Origin of the sequence: Bradyrhizobium sp. CCBAU 25360 (genome assembly GCF_028128695.1) — a bacterium.
Taxonomy (GTDB): Bacteria; Pseudomonadota; Alphaproteobacteria; order Rhizobiales; family Xanthobacteraceae; genus Bradyrhizobium; species Bradyrhizobium ottawaense.
Genome location: NZ_LBJA01000041.1, coordinates 146,211 through 160,278 on the forward strand (window position 1 = coordinate 146,211; position 14,068 = coordinate 160,278).

Here is a 14,068-nt window from a genome sequence, read left to right on the forward strand (position 1 = left end):
CGTGTTTTTCCGTAGCCCGGACGAAGCGCCGTCCGGGCTACGGGCCGGCGCTGTTACGCCGCCCGCATGTTGTTGAGGAACGCGTCGATCTCTCCGCGCAGCATGTCGGCTTCGCGGCGGAGCGCGTCGGAGGCGCCCAGCACTTCGTTTGCCGCGGCGCCGGCTTCGGCCGAGGCGGTGGAGACGCCGACGATGTTGCTGGAGACTTCGCTGGTGCCGCCGGCGGCATGCTGGATGTTGCGCGCGATCTCGCGGGTGGCGGCGCCCTGCTCCTCGACAGCGGCTGCGATCGTCGTGGTCACGTTGTCGATCTCTCCGATGATCCGGCCGATGCCCTGGATGGCGCCGACCGCCGAGGTCGTGATCTCCTGCATGCTGGCGATCTGGGTGCGGATTTCCTCCGTGGCCTTGGCGGTCTGGCTCGCGAGGCTCTTCACCTCGGAGGCAACCACCGCAAAGCCGCGGCCGGCCTCGCCCGCACGCGCCGCCTCGATGGTGGCGTTGAGCGCGAGCAGATTGGTCTGCGAGGCGATGGTCTGGATCAGGTCGACCACGACGCTGATGCGGCTCGCGCTGTCGGCAAGGCTCTGCACCGTGGTGTCGGTGGCGCCGGCCTCGTCGACCGCCTTCTTGGCGATCGCGGCCGAGGTCACGACCTGCTTGCTGATCTCCTCGATCGAGGACGACAGCTGCTCGGTGCCTGACGACACGGTCTGCACGTTGACCGAGGTCTCCTCGGCGGCGGAGGCGACCGCGTTGACCAGCGCGTTGGACTGGTCGGCGGTGGTCGACATGCTCTGCGCGGTCGATTGCATCGAATTGGCCGACTGCGCCAGATTGTCGAGCGCGGAGCGCACCGTGCTTTCGAATTCGGCGATCTTGGCTTCCATGCGCGCGGCCCGCTCGGCCTTGGCGATCCGGTCCTTGTCCTGCTCGCCGGCGAGCGCCCGGGCTTCGATCATGCTGTCGCGGAACACGGTCAGCGTTTCCTTCATCACGCCGATCTCGTCGTTCTGCCGGGAGCGGACGATCTCGGTGTCGAGGTCGCCGGCCGACAGCAGCTGCATGGCGCGCTGAAGCTCGCGGATGCGGCGCAGGATGTTGCGGCCGACATAGAGCCAGACGAACAGCGCCGAGCCGACCAGCATCAAGGCCCCAAGCGCCAGCATCACGGTCGTCGCGAGCGAGGTCTCCTGCTGCGCCTGCGAGGTCGAGGCGTTGGTCTCTTTCTGCACGCCGTCGACGAGCTGCTGCACGCTGATGCCGAGGCCGACATTGAGCTTGCGGGTCTCGTCGAGGATGGTCTGGCCGTAGTCGACGGAGTCGAGCTCCTTCTCACGCAGGTTGAAGACGCCGGTCTTGCCGGTGCCGAGCGCCAGCAGCTTCTCCGCCGTTTCGCGCAGCATCTTGTTGCCCTGATTGTCCGGCAACAGATCGAGGTTGGACCGCAGGCGTCCCTGCGCCGTCTTGAATTCCTTCTGGATGTCGTCGAGCTTGTCGCTGGTGTTCGCCGACAGTGCCGCACTCATGTCGGCGGCTGCGAGATTGCCGCTGGCGACGACGTTGCCGAGCTGGCCGACGGTCTGCGCGGCATCGCTGGCATCCGCGGCAGACAAGTCGGCCGAGCCGAGAATGGCGTTGACCCGGGTCTGCGCGTCGAGCATCGCCGGGCTGGCCGCGCCGACGAAGGCGCCCTGGGCGCTGCGCAGCGCGTCATATTGCTTGTCATGGAGGGCGGCGATATCCAGCCGTTCGCGCGCGGCCTTGGCCAGGCTCTGGGCCGCCTCGTTGATGCTCTTCATCGTCTCGCTGAGTCCGGAGACGACGGCCTTGTCGCCGCCGAGCTGGATGATCTCGTTGAGCTTCTGCTGTGTTTGCTCCTGCAACTCCTTGAGCTTCTTGGTGCGCTCGTTCAGCGCTTCCTCGCTTTGTGCCGCGAGCAGGGCAGGTCCCTGTGCCGCAAGGCTCGCGCTCAATGCCGACAATTGCAGGCTGGCGGCAAGGCGCGGAATGTCCCGCCCGCTCAGTTCGGTCATGCGTCCGCCGAGATTCTGCAGCGCCAGGCCGGCGCCGGCCGCGATCACGAGGCCCATGCCGGCGATCACTGCGAAGGCGGCGAACAGGCTGCCGCGTACGCCCCAGGTCGGCATTTTGAAACGCGGCCGCATTCGGCCAAGTGGGCCGCCAAGTGAGCCGCCAAGGCTGAAACGGATCGCCATCGAAATTCCCCCAACGTTCTTGCTTCTGTTTGCGGCCGGCAGTATCCGCACGGCGGGTTAAAAATTCGCAATCTCCGCAAACGGTTGCATGTGTTCCGCAGGGCGAAAAAAGAAGGGCCGGCGAAATCGCCGGCCCCCCGTCATGGTAAGGTTGTGGTAACCGATCAGTAGCGCGCGACGGCCGGGCTTGCCCAGTTGAAGCGGTAGTTGACGCCCGCCTTGATGGTGTGGTCGTCGGTGGTGAAGCTGCCGGTGCCCGCGAGCGGGCCGCCGGTGAAGCTCGAGTCGCCGAAATTGTAGTACTGGTACTCGGCCTTGGCCGACCAGTTCGGGGCGAACATGTATTCGAGGCCGGCGCCGACGGTATAGCCGTTGCGGTGATCGCCGGTGATGACGAACGCGGTCGGCACGCCGCCGACGGTCACCTTCTCGTTGTTGTCCGAATAGGCGTAGCCGCCCTTCACATAGACGAGGCCGGGGCCCCAGGTGTAGCCGACGCGGCCGGTGATCGAGCCGAGGCCACGCTGGTCGTTGGTGTAGGCGATGCCGCCCGGAAACACGGCGCCGACGCTGCCGGAGAGCCAGGAATACTGGCCCTCGACGCCGACCACGAAGTTCGGGTGGAACTGCCAGTCGCCACCGACCTGCACGCCGCCGAGGAAGCGGCCGTTGCCGTTGTTGCCGGTGGAAAGGCCGTTGAAATTGTTGTCGCTGGAGAACGCGCCACCGACATGGCCGCCGATATAGAAGCCGGTCCAGTTGTAGATCGGCGCGGCATAGGCCGGCGCGGGCGACTTGTAATAGTTGCGGTTGCCGAGATCGGCACCGACGGCCGGTGCAGCAGCGCCCACCACGAGCAGCGCAACGGTCGCAAACAGAATCTTCTTCATCGTCTTGAACTCCGACACTTAAGGTCCCCGGCAGGCGCGCTTTCCGCGCCGCGTTGGTTTTGCAGATAGCTTCCTTTTGACGAAAATGCTGTCACATGCATGGCACAACGAGACCCAACCTAACTTATTGGGCTGCAAATGATTTTCGTGCTTAATGCCGGCTTAAGAAGTGGTGAAGGAAGGCTTAACTTCGCAGGGCTTCGGTAACCTCTGCGCGTCCTTCGTTAACCAAGACGCCGTCGCGCCTCATCGCGCATCTGCTCGCGGAACGCCGCGCGCTTTGCGGGGCGGTCCTCCTCGCGCACGTCATGTCGATCGAAGATGTCGAACTTCTCCAGGATGGGATAGCGCTCGCTCGCCATCGCAAGCACGCGCAGCACCTTGGTCACCGCCGGCGTCGGGCCGCTCACCTCCCAGCGCCGGATGGTGTCGCCGCCGCCTTTCTCCGGCAATCCGCAGAGCTTTGCCATGTCGGCCGCGGTGAGCTTCCGTTCGAGGGCGTCGGAGAGGTCGGCGCGGAGTTGCTTCAGTTCGGGCCCGGTCATGTCGCCTCAATACGCGAAGTCGCTGAGGGCAATGCACTAGCGCTGATTCGGGTCCATCCGAAGGCGGGGATGATCCGTCCGAAGCGGAGGTGACGAACGCATTGCTTCGCCACCTTCGCCAGCACACGGAGTTATGAACTTGTGCCTATGGACATCGTGCGATCAATGAACACATGCCACAAGGGCCCCAGCGATCGAGGGATCAGCCATGACAAGCATCAAACTCGCCATTGCCGCGCTCATCACGACCGGGCTGCTGGCCGCGCCCTTTGCGGCCGAAGCGAAGAAGGCGCGGTCGAGCCGACACTACAGCACGGGCGTGGTGGCCCCGACCTATGGCGGCGCCGGAGCGCCGGCAGCGCAGCCGCGGGCGTCCTACGGCTCGTCCGGCCAGACGGTCGGAACGGTCACGGCACCGTCGGTCGGATCTTACAATTGGCCCTCGGTCGGCGTGACCAACTCGGCGCCCACCTGGAGCAACACCACGAGATAAGTGCGGCCGTGCGGGTTAGCGCGTGCCGGTCGCCAGACCCGAGAGAAGGTATAGCGCGACCAGCAATGTCGCTACCGACAGCATCGTCGTGACCGAGACCGTGGCCGCGACCAGTTTCTCCTCGACCTTGTGCTCGTGCGCCAGCACGTACACCGTCTTCGCCGTGGGCACGGCGGCGCATATCACGGCGGCGACGGTGTAGAGCGCGTTGAGGCCGGTGACCACACAAAGTCCGTAGACGATCAGCGGCATGATCACGAGCTTCACGAGCGCGAGCGCGAACGTTGCCTTCAGGTTGGAGCGCAGGCCCTCGACCGACAGGCCGAGCCCGATGGCGAACAGTGCGCAGGGCGTGAGCGCGGCGGCGATCATGTTGAGATAGGCCGCGACCGGCGCCGGAATCGGCAGGCCCGTGATCGCCCAGACGAGACCGCTAAGCGTCGACAGCACCATCGGATTGAGCAGGATCTGCTTCGCGAGGCCGGCGGGCTGCGCGGACGATCCGCGCGCGTCCCTTTCCAGCAGGATGACCGTGATCGGAAACATCACGGCCGCGACGAATACCGTCGCTACCGCAGCAGGCAGGACGGCGGGCTGGCCGTAGATCGCGTGCAGGATCGGCAGCGCCACGAAGCCGGTATTGGTCATCGCCGCCGCCATGCCTTGAATCGTGCTGCTGGCGAGATCATGCTTTCCGCCGGCGCGGACCACCAGGAAGACCAGCGCAAAGCAGACGAGGGAGCCGCCGCCGAACGCGAGCAGGAAACGCCATTCCAGCAGATTGCCCGCGGGCTCCTGCGCGATGGTGACGATCAATAGCGCAGGCATTGCCACGTTGTAGGCGAAATGCACCAGCGCGTCGGCGAGCGAGCGGGAGAGATAGCCGAGCTCGCCGGCCAGCCAGCCGGTGACGATGATCGCGAATACGGGAAGAACGAGGCTCGCGACTTCAATCCGGCTTCCCCCTTGCTGCCAATGGCCGCAACGAGAGGTTACCCCGGCAATGGAGTGTCGTCACTGCTTTGGTCGAGCCGTGGCCCTGGCTCAAGAGCTCCCTTCAGTCGAGACCGTCATGGCTGGGCGTGGCGGGCCGATCGAACGCGGCCGTCAGAGGCTAGATGCCCCGGCCGGCCTGTCGACCGATCACGCAGCGCCACGCAGCCAGTCGCTCCGCTGGATGCTGGTTCATCCAGTCGGCGAGCTGCGGTGCGCCCATCAGGCAGGACTGCACCGAGACCTCGGCGAAATCCGAGGTGGTGACGACCTGCTCGTGACAATTGGTCGGGGAGGCAAGGCTGCAAAGCACGGCGATGATCTTGATCACGACAGGTTACCCCCGTCGCGGCCGATATATGTACGACCCATCGCGGCCTTATCCTGGCCTTCGCTGGCCGGGTCGGTCGGCGGGAAGATACTGTCGTAGATGGCGCGCGCCTCCTGGATGAGACGTGCTCGCTCGCGCTCGGACTTGGAGACAAATCGAATGACTTCGCCCATGTTGGCTCCGAATATCAGTTGGCAAATCCCGTCATCAGATGACGCTTATCATTTCATCGTCATCTATGACGCCGTCTTCGGCTTTGAAGCGGTGTCGCCGATCACGAAGGAGTAAAAAGCGCGTGAGCGCACTCCGGAATCCCAACGTCTCCCGTGCCTTTGATGCGCCGGGTTGAGATACCGCTCACCAGCTCACATCCGTTGCGGGGCTTCGGGAGCCGCGCGAGCGAATGCTGGTGTCGACTTGCTCCTTGCGCTCATCGGCAAGGATATTTTCGTCAAGAAAATTCTTCTGGACCGAATTTGTTTCACCTCGGGCCGCGTGCAAGTTTTTGGAACCATCCCGGAATTCGGCAACTCGATACGATCGATCGTCACGCCGCCGGCGCGCGCTCTTTCCGTCCCGGCACCGCCGCCAGCAGCTCGCGCGTATAGGCATGCTCCGGCGCGGCGAACAGCTGCGCGGTCGGCTTCAGCTCGACGATGGCGCCGCGCTGCATCACCGCGATGCGGTCGCAGATCTGGGCGGCGACGCGTAGATCGTGGGTGATGAACAGCATCGAGAGACCGAGGCGCGTCTTGAGGTCTTCGAGCAGCCGCAAGACTTGCGCCTGGACGGAGACGTCGAGCGCGGAGACGGCCTCGTCCGCGACGATGATCTCGGGTTCGAGTGCGAGCGCGCGCGCAATGCCGATGCGCTGGCGCTGGCCGCCGGAGAATTCATGCGGATAGCGCTCGAGCGCGCCGGCATCCAGGCCCACCATCTTGAGGAGATCGCGGGCCCGGTCGAACGCGACCTTGGGATCAAGGCCGGCCGCGATCGGACCGTCGGCGATGATGTGGCCGATCTTGCGGCGCGGATTGAGCGAAGCGAACGGATCCTGAAAGATCATCTGGATGCGATGGCGCTCGGCACGCAGCGCCTTGCCTGAGAGCTGGGTGAGATCGGTCTCGCCGATCCGCACCGTGCCGCGGTCGGCCTCGATCAGCCGCATCACCAGGCGCGCCACCGACGATTTGCCGGAGCCGGATTCGCCGACGAGGCCGAGCGTCTCGCCCCTGAGGATGTTGAAATTGACCGCGCGCGCGGCATCGACGCGGCGGTCTTCGCGAAACCAGCCGCCCGAGGTGACATAGGTCTTGTCGAGCCCGATCACCTCGACGGCCCTGGCCTGGTCGTCGAGCGGCTCGCGCGCCGGCGGGTCCATCGAGGGCACGGCGGCGAGCAGCGCCTTGGTGTAGTCGTGCTGCGGCGCGTTGAAGACGGTTGCGGCCGGACCTTCCTCGACGACCTTGCCGTGCCGGAGCACGACGACCTGGTCGGCGATATCGGCGACCACGCCGAAATCGTGGGTGATGAACATCACCGCCATGTTGCGATTGCGCTGGAGGTTGCGGATCAGCTTGAGGATCTGCGCCTGCGTGGTGACATCGAGCGCGGTGGTCGGCTCGTCCGCGACCAGCACGGCCGGCTCGAGCGCGAGCGCCATCGCGATCATGGCGCGCTGGCGCTGACCGCCGGAGAGCTGGTGCGGATAGGCGCGGACGATGCGCTCGGGGTCGGGCAGGCCGACCTCCCGTGCCAAAGCGAGCGCTCGCGCGCGCCGCTCCCTCGGCGTCAGCAGGCCGTGCGCCTCGAACATCTCCGCCATCTGGTCGCCGATCCGCATCAACGGATTGAGCGCGGTCATCGGCTCCTGGAAGATCATCGCGAGACGGCGGCCGCGCAGATCGCGCCAACCGTCGTCGTCGAGCTTGAGCAGGTCGCGTCCCTCGAACTGGATCTCGCCGGAGGCGACCGAGACCGTATCCGGCAACAGGCCCATCAGCGCATGCGCGCACATCGACTTGCCGGAGCCGGACTCGCCGACGACGCAGACGATCTTGCCGGGCCGCAAGTCGAGCGAGACGCCGTCGACCGCGAAGGGACGCTCGGCGCCTTTGGGCAGGGCAATTCGCAGGTTCTTGATGGAGACGGCGGGCGGGGCGGTCATTGTCAGCGTCCCTCCCGCGACAGGCGCGGATTGAGCGCGTCGTTGAGGCCTTCGCCGATCAAATTGAGCCCGAGCACGGAGATCAGGATGGCGACACCGGGAAACACCGTGATCCACCAGGCCTGGCGGATCACGGTGCGGCCGGCGCCGACCATGTAGCCCCAGGAGATCAGATTGGGGTCGCCGAGGCCGAGGAACGACAGCGAGGATTCCAGGAGGATCGCGGTCGCCACCATCAGTGAGGCCAGCACGATCACGGGCGACAGTGCGTTCGGCAGGATCTCGCGCATGATGATCCAGGTGTTGCTCTGGCCTGTGACCACCGCCGCCTGGACATATTCGCGCGTGCGCAGCGACAGCACCTCGCCGCGCACGAGGCGGGCGACCGGCGGCCAGCTCACCAGCGCGATCGAGGTCACGATCGAATAGATCGAGGGCTGCAGGATCGCGACCAGCACGATCGCAAGCGCGAAGCTCGGAATGGTCTGGAAGAACTCGGTGAAGCGCATCAGGGCGTCATCGACCCTGCCGCCGAAATAGCCGGCCATGGCGCCGATGGGAACGCCGACGATCAGCGCGACCAGCGTGGAGACGAGGCCGACAAGCAGCGAGACGCGCGCGCCAAAAATCATACCGGCGAACACGTCGCGGCCGAGCGCGTCGGTGCCGAGCGGCACGGCGGAGAGCGTAAACGGCGGCAGGAACGGCCGCTGCACCATCCGCCATGGCGAGTTCGGGAACAGCATCGGTCCGAACAATGCGACCGAGATCGCGAGAACCAGAATGATGAGCCCGATGACGCCGCTCGGGCTACGCAGCATCGATTTCCAGAACTGTTTCATGAGGCGAATTCGATGCGCGGATCGACCAGGCGATAGACGAGGTCGGTGATGAGGTTGAAGATCAGGACCATGGCGGAGCAGATCACGAAGACGCCGAGCAGCAGATTGTAGTCCCGCTGCAACAGCGCGTCGTACATCAGCCGTCCGATGCCGGGCCAGGCGAACACGGTCTCGGTGATGACGGCGCCGCCGATCAGCGTGCCGGAATGCACGCCGGCCAGCGTCACGACGGGGAGCAGCGCGTTGCGCAGCACGTGGCGGCGCTGGATCACGGCGTCCGAGAGGCCCTTGGCGCGCGCGGTCTTGACGAAGTCGAGCCGCTTCACCTCCAGCATCGAGGCGCGCGTCATGCGGGTATAGGTCGCCATGAAGAACAGGCCGAGCGTCATCGCCGGCATGATCAGGTGTTTTGCGACGTCGACCGCGTGGGCGAAGCCGGTGAGGTTCGCACCGACCGTCTCGTAACCAAAACTCGGCAGCCAATCCATGGTGACCGAGAACAGCAGGATGCCCATCAACGCCACCCAGAAGATCGGCATGGCGTAGAAGATCAGCGCGAAAACGGTGATGGCGGTGTCGAGGAAGGTTCCGGCAAAGCGCGCGGCGAAGGTGCCGAAGAGAATGCCGAGCATGAGCGAGATCGCGAATGCCGTCAGCGTCAACAGCAGCGTCGCCGGCAGCCGCTCGCCGATCAGCTTTGCGACCGGCGCCTGCTGGCGGAAGGAGAAGCCGAGGTCGAGGGTGACGACGCCCTTGACGTAGAGGAAGAGCTGCTCCGGCAGCGGCTTGTCGAGGCCGAATTTCTCCCTGAGCTGCTTGACGAAGATCTGGTCACTGGCCCCGGCCTCGCCCGCCATCACCACCGCGGGGTCGCCCGGCGCAAGCCGGATCAGGAAGAAATTGAGGACGACGATCGCAAGCAGGACGATCACGCCCTTGAGGACACGCTGAGCGACGAAGGAGAGCATCTAGTGAGTCATATTGGTGATGTGACCTGAAGCCACGGAGACGGAGCGACTCCCTCGCCCCGCTTGCGGGGAGAGGGTTGGGGTGAGGGGGACTCTCCGCGAGCGTATCAGCAGTTGGACTCGTGGAGACTCCCCCTCACCCGAATGTGCGCTATGCGCACATTCGACCTCTCCCCGCAGGCGGGGAGAGGTGAAGAAGGAAGGGCTCACTTGTCGAGCCATGCGTCCTTGAAGCCGTCATTGACCCCGATCCCCGTGGTGATCAGGTTCTTGACCTTGCAGCGCATGATGGTCGGGAATTGCAGCTCGAGCATCCAGGCCACCGGCACGTCTTCGACCAGGATCTTCTGCGCCTTCTCGTAGATCTCCTTGCGCTTGGAGTCCGGCGTTGCGACGGCGCCGTCGGCGAACAGCTTGTCGATCTCGGGGTTGGAGTAGCCCTCGACGTTGTTGAAGACCTGGCCCTTGGCGATGGCGCTGGAGACGTAGTTTCGGCCGACGCCGAGCGCGGGATCGCCATACTGGTAGAGATAGGTGAAGGCGATGTCGTAGTCCCAGTCGCCGATCTTCTGGTTGCCGCCAGCGACGTCTGTGGCGATGGTCTCGATGTTGATGCCGACGTCCTGGAGGTTCTGCTTCACCGCTTCACCCCAGCGCTGCCAGGTCTCGCCATAAGCGAGCGGCAGCAGGCGGATCTTCTCGCCCTTGTAGCCGGCTTCCTTCAAGAGGGCCTTGGCCTTGGCCGGGTCGTACGGATATTTCGGCACGTCGTCAGTATAGTATTTGATGGTCGAGGCGGAGGGGCCGGTCGCGACCTTGCCGAGCCCGTTCCAGATCACGTCCTTGGCGAATTCGCGGTCGATCGCATACATGACCGCCTGCCGCACCCGCTTGTCGGCGAGCGGGCCCTGGCGGTTGTTGAGCCACAGCCAGGCCAGCGGCGAGAAGAACTCCCAGCCGGCGCCGGTGACGCAGGTGTCCTTCAACTTGGACAGCCTGGGCACGTCGAAGTTCTCGACCGAGCCGCCGGGCAGCACGTCGACCTTGCCAGTCTCGTAGGCCACCGAGCGAGCGGCGGCGTCGGGAATGATCTGCCAGTAGATCTCGTCGAGATAGGGTTTGCCCTTCTCGTGATAGTTCGGGTTCTTGGCCAGGCGAATGAACGAGCCCTTCTGCCATTCCTTGAACATGAAGGGGCCGGTGCCGACCGGGGCGTTGTTGTAGGGATTGGTCTTCCAGTCGGTGCCGTCATAGAGATGCTTCGGCACCATCGGCATCGAGCCGACCTCGAAGATGCCGAGGAACGGGCCGAACGGCTGCTTGAGCGTGAAGACGACCGTGTAGTCGTCGGGCGCCTCGACCTTGTCGACCTGCGCGAGGTTGTTGCGGGCGCGCGCGTGGGTCTGCTTCAGCATCTCGACCGAGAACAAGACGTCGGCGGCGGTGAAAGGCTTGCCGTCATGCCAGGTGACGCCCTTCCGGAGCTTGAAGGTGTAGGTCTTGGCGTCCTCGCTGACGCTCCAGCTTTCGGCGAGCTCCGGCTGCGGTTCGAGCTTTGGGCTGTAGCGCAGCAGCCCTTCGAAGATGTTGCCCGACACCATCTGCACCGGGCCGTTCTGGACCATCGCCAGCATCAGGCCGGGCGGCTCAGGCTGGATCACCGCATTGATCACACCTCCCGTCTTCGGCTCTTGCGCCAGTGTCGGGGCCGTGAGGCCGCACGCCAGGAGGAGACCAAGCAACACTCGTTTCGGCATGTCGTATCTTTCTCAAGCGAGACCAGCCGTCAACGCTTCGCACGTCATGGCGCGCAAAGCTACGGCCGGCCCATCCCAGTCCCCATCCGGTATCGAGGCTCACACAGTCCCGTTCGGCGCCGCAAGATGAAAGTCGCGACAGTGTTCGCACAAAAAATGTACAGCGCGTCCTGTTTTCACTTGATTCATCGTCGTGCCGCGGAGACAAGTCGGCGATGGACAATGCCACGCGCTCCGAACGGTCCCGCAATGCTGCGCTCGAAGCAGCCATCGCGATCATCGCGCGCGACGGGCCGGGCCGGTTGACGCTCGATGCGATTGCGCGCGAGAGCGGGCTGAGCAAGGGCGGCGTGATGCATCAGTTCCGCACCAAGGAGGCGGTGCTGAAGGCACTCCTCGAGCGGCAGATGGCGCATTTCGAGGAGTTCTCGACGCGTTATATGGCGAAGGCGGGCGAGACCTCCGCGAATCCCAATCTGGCGACCCAGCTGGCCACGGTGCGCGAAGCGGCGACGTCGCCGAATTCCGCCGCGCTGGCGCTGGTTGCGGCCATGGTGGAGAATCCGCGTCTGATGGCGCTGCCGCGCGAGCGCGAGATGGAGCGGATGGCCGCGATCAGGGAAGAGGCCACGGACCCCGATCTCGCGATGCTGCGCTGGGCCGGAGCGATGGGACTGCTATTGAGTTCGCTGTTCGGCATGTCGCCGCTCAGCAAGGACGAGCACCAGCGACTGTTCGCCCGCCTGCTCGACGATGCGCAGTGGACCAGCCTCGAACAACCGGCCGCAAAACGTGCCGCCAAATCCGGAACGGCAGCGGTCGCGAAGGCTGCAACCCGGCGCAAACGCGCCTGATTCATCGTTAACGAATTCGAACCGGGCCTGCCCAAAGCCGCGCCTGCGGCCAAATGCGTCAGGACGTGACTTTCGAACTTTACAAACCGGCTGGTCGGTTTTATGACTCCGAGCACTGAGGCAGCCCAACGCTTCCGAAACGCCCCGGACGAAGCCGAGGGTTGGCAATGGTGAGCCCCGCAGCCGCGTCCAGTCCTTGACGTGGCTGCGGTCGCCATCGCCAGAACAGTGCCAAGAGGAGTCTGGAATGAATCGCTCGATCGCGGTGCGCGGTCTGGGAACGCTGGTGCTTTGCGTGGCCGTGGCCGGCTGCGCGTCGATCGCGCCGGTACCCTATTCGGAGATGGCGTCCTCGGCCTACATGGCGCCGGACAAATCGGACGTCTCCGGCCGCGTGCCCTACCGCTATTCCACGCCGGTCGACTGGCGCATCTATAACAAAGTGATCCTCGATCCCGTCGTGATCTATCGTGGCCGGGATCATCAGTTCGGCGACATGTCCGGCAGGGACAAGGCGACGCTCGCTGCCTACATGCAGAACTGTTTCGCCGACCGGCTGCGCGGCCGCTTCGTGCTGGCGCGCGAGCCCGGGCCGAACACGCTGCGGATCAGGCTGACACTCACCGGCGCCGTCGCCAACACGCCGGTGCTCGGCACGCTCTCGCGCTTCGACCTTGCCGGCGCCGTCTACAACGGCGTGCAGGCGGCGCGCGACGGCGAGGGGACGATGACCGGCTCGGTCGTCTACGGCGTCGAGATCTTCGACGCAACGACCTCGCGGCTGCTCTCCGCCTACGTCACCAAGCAATACCCCGCTGCCTACGACATCAAGGCCACCGCCGGCGCGCTCGCGGCCGCCACGGCGGGCCTCGACAAGGGCGCCGACGCGCTGATGGCGCAGCTGAACTGACGCCGCGATCCATTCAACGAAAGGTGTTGCTGATGAACATTCTCCTTCGCTTCGTGCTGCGCATCGCGATCACGATCGTGATGCTGGCGTTTGGCGGCCGCGCCGGCGCCGTCATGCCGACAGATCCGAGCGGCACCTGGCTGGTCGAGGACGGCCGCGCCCGAATCCGCCTCGAGCGCTGCGGGCCCTCACGCGATCGCCTCTGCGGCTTCATTGTCTGGATGAAGGAGCCGGCCGACAAGCGCGGCCAGCCTTACCGCGACAGCCAGAATCCGGATCCGGACAAGCGCGCCCGCACATTGCTCGGCCACCAGCTCATCATGGGTCTGCAGGCGACGCCCGAGGGGCGCTTCGCCGGCGACATCTACAACGCCGAGGACGGCAAGTCCTACTCGGTGTCGATCTGGCGCGAGTCGCCTGATCGCCTCAAGCTCAAGGGCTGCCTCATCAAATTCCTGTGCCAGACCCAGACCTGGCAGCAGACCCTCGACGTTCTGCCCGGCCAGCTCGTCGGCCTGACCGGCGATCTCAACGGCCCGCGCGCCGACAAGGAATGGGCGGCGGTGCCGGCCCCGAGGCCGATCCAGGCCAAAGCGAAGTAGTCTTCAGGAGGTCCGCAGCGCCCGGCGCAATTCGTCGAGCGCGTCCGCGAGCTGCTCGCGGTGTGCGATGTCGTCCTTGGGGAGGGCGGCGACGCTGACGGCGAGCTCACGCAGGATGCCGGCGAGGAGGCCGAAATTGAGGTGCAGGTGCACCGATTTGCGTTCGTCGGCGGCGCCGGGATGCTGCAGCACCAGCGCAACACCGCTGCCATCGAGCCGCGCCTCGAACCGCGACGAATGCTCGAAGGTGCCGACATAGAACTTGTCGGGATATTCGAGCGCGACCTCTGCTTTGTCGGGAACCGGCCTGGACATCTGAACCTCGTCGATATCAGCCATTTCTGGCCGGGAATAAACCCGGCTGCCTTGCGATAGGTCAGAGACGGCTTTCGAATTTGATCCGGATCAAAGCCAGGCCGCCGCTTTTGCGATCGAATAGCAACTGGCGGGACTTGGCGCTGTGCGTCCTGCCCCCCCTGAGCCGTGAGACGCGTGAG

The 14,068-nt window shown here is 65.1% G+C and carries 15 protein-coding genes; 4 read left to right on the forward strand and 11 right to left on the reverse strand.

Annotated elements, in window-relative coordinates:
• Positions 1 to 53: 53 nt before the first annotated feature.
• From XH81_RS22300 to XH81_RS22310, 3 genes are all read right to left on the reverse strand, one after another.
• Positions 54 to 2,219, reverse strand: a complete 2,166-nt coding sequence (locus XH81_RS22300; protein WP_028139864.1) for a methyl-accepting chemotaxis protein — start codon at positions 2,217 to 2,219, stop codon at positions 54 to 56.
• Positions 2,220 to 2,383: 164 nt separating this feature from the next.
• Positions 2,384 to 3,109: an outer membrane protein gene (locus XH81_RS22305; RefSeq protein ID WP_028139865.1), complete on the reverse strand. Its 726-nt coding sequence runs from the start codon at positions 3,107 to 3,109 to the stop codon at positions 2,384 to 2,386.
• A 224-nt stretch (positions 3,110 to 3,333) separates the two neighbouring features.
• Positions 3,334 to 3,654 carry a hypothetical protein gene (locus XH81_RS22310; RefSeq protein ID WP_028139866.1) on the reverse strand — a complete coding sequence of 107 codons (321 nt, stop codon included), beginning with the start codon at positions 3,652 to 3,654 and terminating at the stop codon, positions 3,334 to 3,336.
• 208 nt (positions 3,655 to 3,862) lie between these two features.
• Here XH81_RS22310 and XH81_RS22315 point away from each other — a divergent pair, with 208 nt between their 5' ends.
• Positions 3,863 to 4,147, forward strand: coding sequence for a hypothetical protein (locus tag XH81_RS22315; RefSeq protein WP_028139867.1), 285 nt, complete (start codon positions 3,863 to 3,865; stop codon positions 4,145 to 4,147).
• A 15-nt stretch (positions 4,148 to 4,162) separates the two neighbouring features.
• Here the strand turns inward: XH81_RS22315 and XH81_RS22320 are convergent, their stop codons facing one another.
• From XH81_RS22320 to XH81_RS22350, 7 genes are all read right to left on the reverse strand, one after another.
• Positions 4,163 to 5,152 (reverse strand): AEC family transporter, encoded by a 990-nt coding sequence (locus XH81_RS22320; protein WP_333913685.1) that lies wholly within the window; start codon positions 5,150 to 5,152, stop codon positions 4,163 to 4,165.
• 109 nt (positions 5,153 to 5,261) lie between these two features.
• Positions 5,262 to 5,471, reverse strand: coding sequence for a hypothetical protein (locus tag XH81_RS22325; RefSeq protein WP_028139869.1), 210 nt, complete (start codon positions 5,469 to 5,471; stop codon positions 5,262 to 5,264).
• Entirely contained in the window at positions 5,468 to 5,644 is a 177-nt protein-coding gene (locus tag XH81_RS22330; RefSeq protein WP_162832263.1) for a hypothetical protein, read from the reverse strand. Before XH81_RS22330 ends, XH81_RS22325 begins: the two co-directional genes overlap by 4 nt.
• A 374-nt stretch (positions 5,645 to 6,018) precedes the next feature.
• Positions 6,019 to 7,638: an ABC transporter ATP-binding protein gene (locus tag XH81_RS22335; protein ID WP_028139870.1), complete on the reverse strand. Its 1,620-nt coding sequence runs from the start codon at positions 7,636 to 7,638 to the stop codon at positions 6,019 to 6,021.
• Positions 7,639 to 7,640: 2 nt separating this feature from the next.
• Complete coding sequence (locus tag XH81_RS22340; protein WP_028139871.1) at positions 7,641 to 8,480, reverse strand: ABC transporter permease; 840 nt, start codon at positions 8,478 to 8,480, stop codon at positions 7,641 to 7,643.
• The gene (locus XH81_RS22345; RefSeq protein ID WP_028139872.1) at positions 8,477 to 9,448 is read right to left on the reverse strand and encodes an ABC transporter permease; all 972 of its coding nucleotides are present in this window, start codon (positions 9,446 to 9,448) and stop codon (positions 8,477 to 8,479) included. The genes XH81_RS22340 and XH81_RS22345 overlap by 4 nt, the downstream gene beginning before the upstream one ends.
• A 206-nt stretch (positions 9,449 to 9,654) precedes the next feature.
• Positions 9,655 to 11,205 carry an ABC transporter substrate-binding protein gene (locus tag XH81_RS22350; RefSeq protein ID WP_028139873.1) on the reverse strand — a complete coding sequence of 517 codons (1,551 nt, stop codon included), beginning with the start codon at positions 11,203 to 11,205 and terminating at the stop codon, positions 9,655 to 9,657.
• A 215-nt stretch (positions 11,206 to 11,420) separates the two neighbouring features.
• Between XH81_RS22350 and XH81_RS22355 the strand changes: the two genes are divergently transcribed.
• The 3 genes from XH81_RS22355 (at position 11,421) to XH81_RS22365 (ending at position 13,571) form a co-directional block, all read left to right on the forward strand.
• Positions 11,421 to 12,059, forward strand: a complete 639-nt coding sequence (locus tag XH81_RS22355; protein ID WP_028139874.1) for a TetR/AcrR family transcriptional regulator — start codon at positions 11,421 to 11,423, stop codon at positions 12,057 to 12,059.
• 247 nt (positions 12,060 to 12,306) lie between these two features.
• Entirely contained in the window at positions 12,307 to 12,969 is a 663-nt protein-coding gene (locus XH81_RS22360) for a DUF3313 domain-containing protein (RefSeq protein ID WP_097668976.1), read from the forward strand.
• 32 nt (positions 12,970 to 13,001) lie between these two features.
• Positions 13,002 to 13,571 (forward strand): DUF2147 domain-containing protein, encoded by a 570-nt coding sequence (locus XH81_RS22365; RefSeq protein ID WP_028139876.1) that lies wholly within the window; start codon positions 13,002 to 13,004, stop codon positions 13,569 to 13,571.
• A 3-nt stretch (positions 13,572 to 13,574) separates the two neighbouring features.
• Here the strand turns inward: XH81_RS22365 and XH81_RS22370 are convergent, their stop codons facing one another.
• A complete protein-coding gene (locus XH81_RS22370; RefSeq protein ID WP_028139877.1) occupies positions 13,575 to 13,886 on the reverse strand; it encodes a hypothetical protein in 312 nt (103 codons plus the stop codon).
• Positions 13,887 to 14,068 lie beyond the last annotated feature (182 nt).

Excerpts from the sequence above, each read along its gene's own strand:
- XH81_RS22300 (WP_028139864.1), bottom strand. The coding sequence starts at position 2,219 with ATGGCGATCCGTTTCAGCCTTGGCGGCTCACTTGGCGGCCCACTTGGC.
- XH81_RS22335 (WP_028139870.1), bottom strand. The coding sequence starts at position 7,638 with ATGACCGCCCCGCCCGCCGTCTCCATCAAGAACCTGCGAATTGCCCTG.
- XH81_RS22305 (WP_028139865.1), bottom strand. The coding sequence starts at position 3,109 with ATGAAGAAGATTCTGTTTGCGACCGTTGCGCTGCTCGTGGTGGGCGCT.
- XH81_RS22340 (WP_028139871.1), bottom strand. The coding sequence starts at position 8,480 with ATGAAACAGTTCTGGAAATCGATGCTGCGTAGCCCGAGCGGCGTCATC.
- XH81_RS22310 (WP_028139866.1), bottom strand. The coding sequence starts at position 3,654 with ATGACCGGGCCCGAACTGAAGCAACTCCGCGCCGACCTCTCCGACGCC.
- XH81_RS22360 (WP_097668976.1), top strand. The coding sequence starts at position 12,307 with ATGAATCGCTCGATCGCGGTGCGCGGTCTGGGAACGCTGGTGCTTTGC.
- XH81_RS22370 (WP_028139877.1), bottom strand. The coding sequence starts at position 13,886 with ATGTCCAGGCCGGTTCCCGACAAAGCAGAGGTCGCGCTCGAATATCCC.
- XH81_RS22315 (WP_028139867.1), top strand. The coding sequence starts at position 3,863 with ATGACAAGCATCAAACTCGCCATTGCCGCGCTCATCACGACCGGGCTG.
- XH81_RS22350 (WP_028139873.1), bottom strand. The coding sequence starts at position 11,205 with ATGCCGAAACGAGTGTTGCTTGGTCTCCTCCTGGCGTGCGGCCTCACG.
- XH81_RS22365 (WP_028139876.1), top strand. The coding sequence starts at position 13,002 with ATGAACATTCTCCTTCGCTTCGTGCTGCGCATCGCGATCACGATCGTG.
- XH81_RS22330 (WP_162832263.1), bottom strand. The coding sequence starts at position 5,644 with ATGGGCGAAGTCATTCGATTTGTCTCCAAGTCCGAGCGCGAGCGAGCA.
- XH81_RS22355 (WP_028139874.1), top strand. The coding sequence starts at position 11,421 with ATGGACAATGCCACGCGCTCCGAACGGTCCCGCAATGCTGCGCTCGAA.
- XH81_RS22345 (WP_028139872.1), bottom strand. The coding sequence starts at position 9,448 with ATGCTCTCCTTCGTCGCTCAGCGTGTCCTCAAGGGCGTGATCGTCCTG.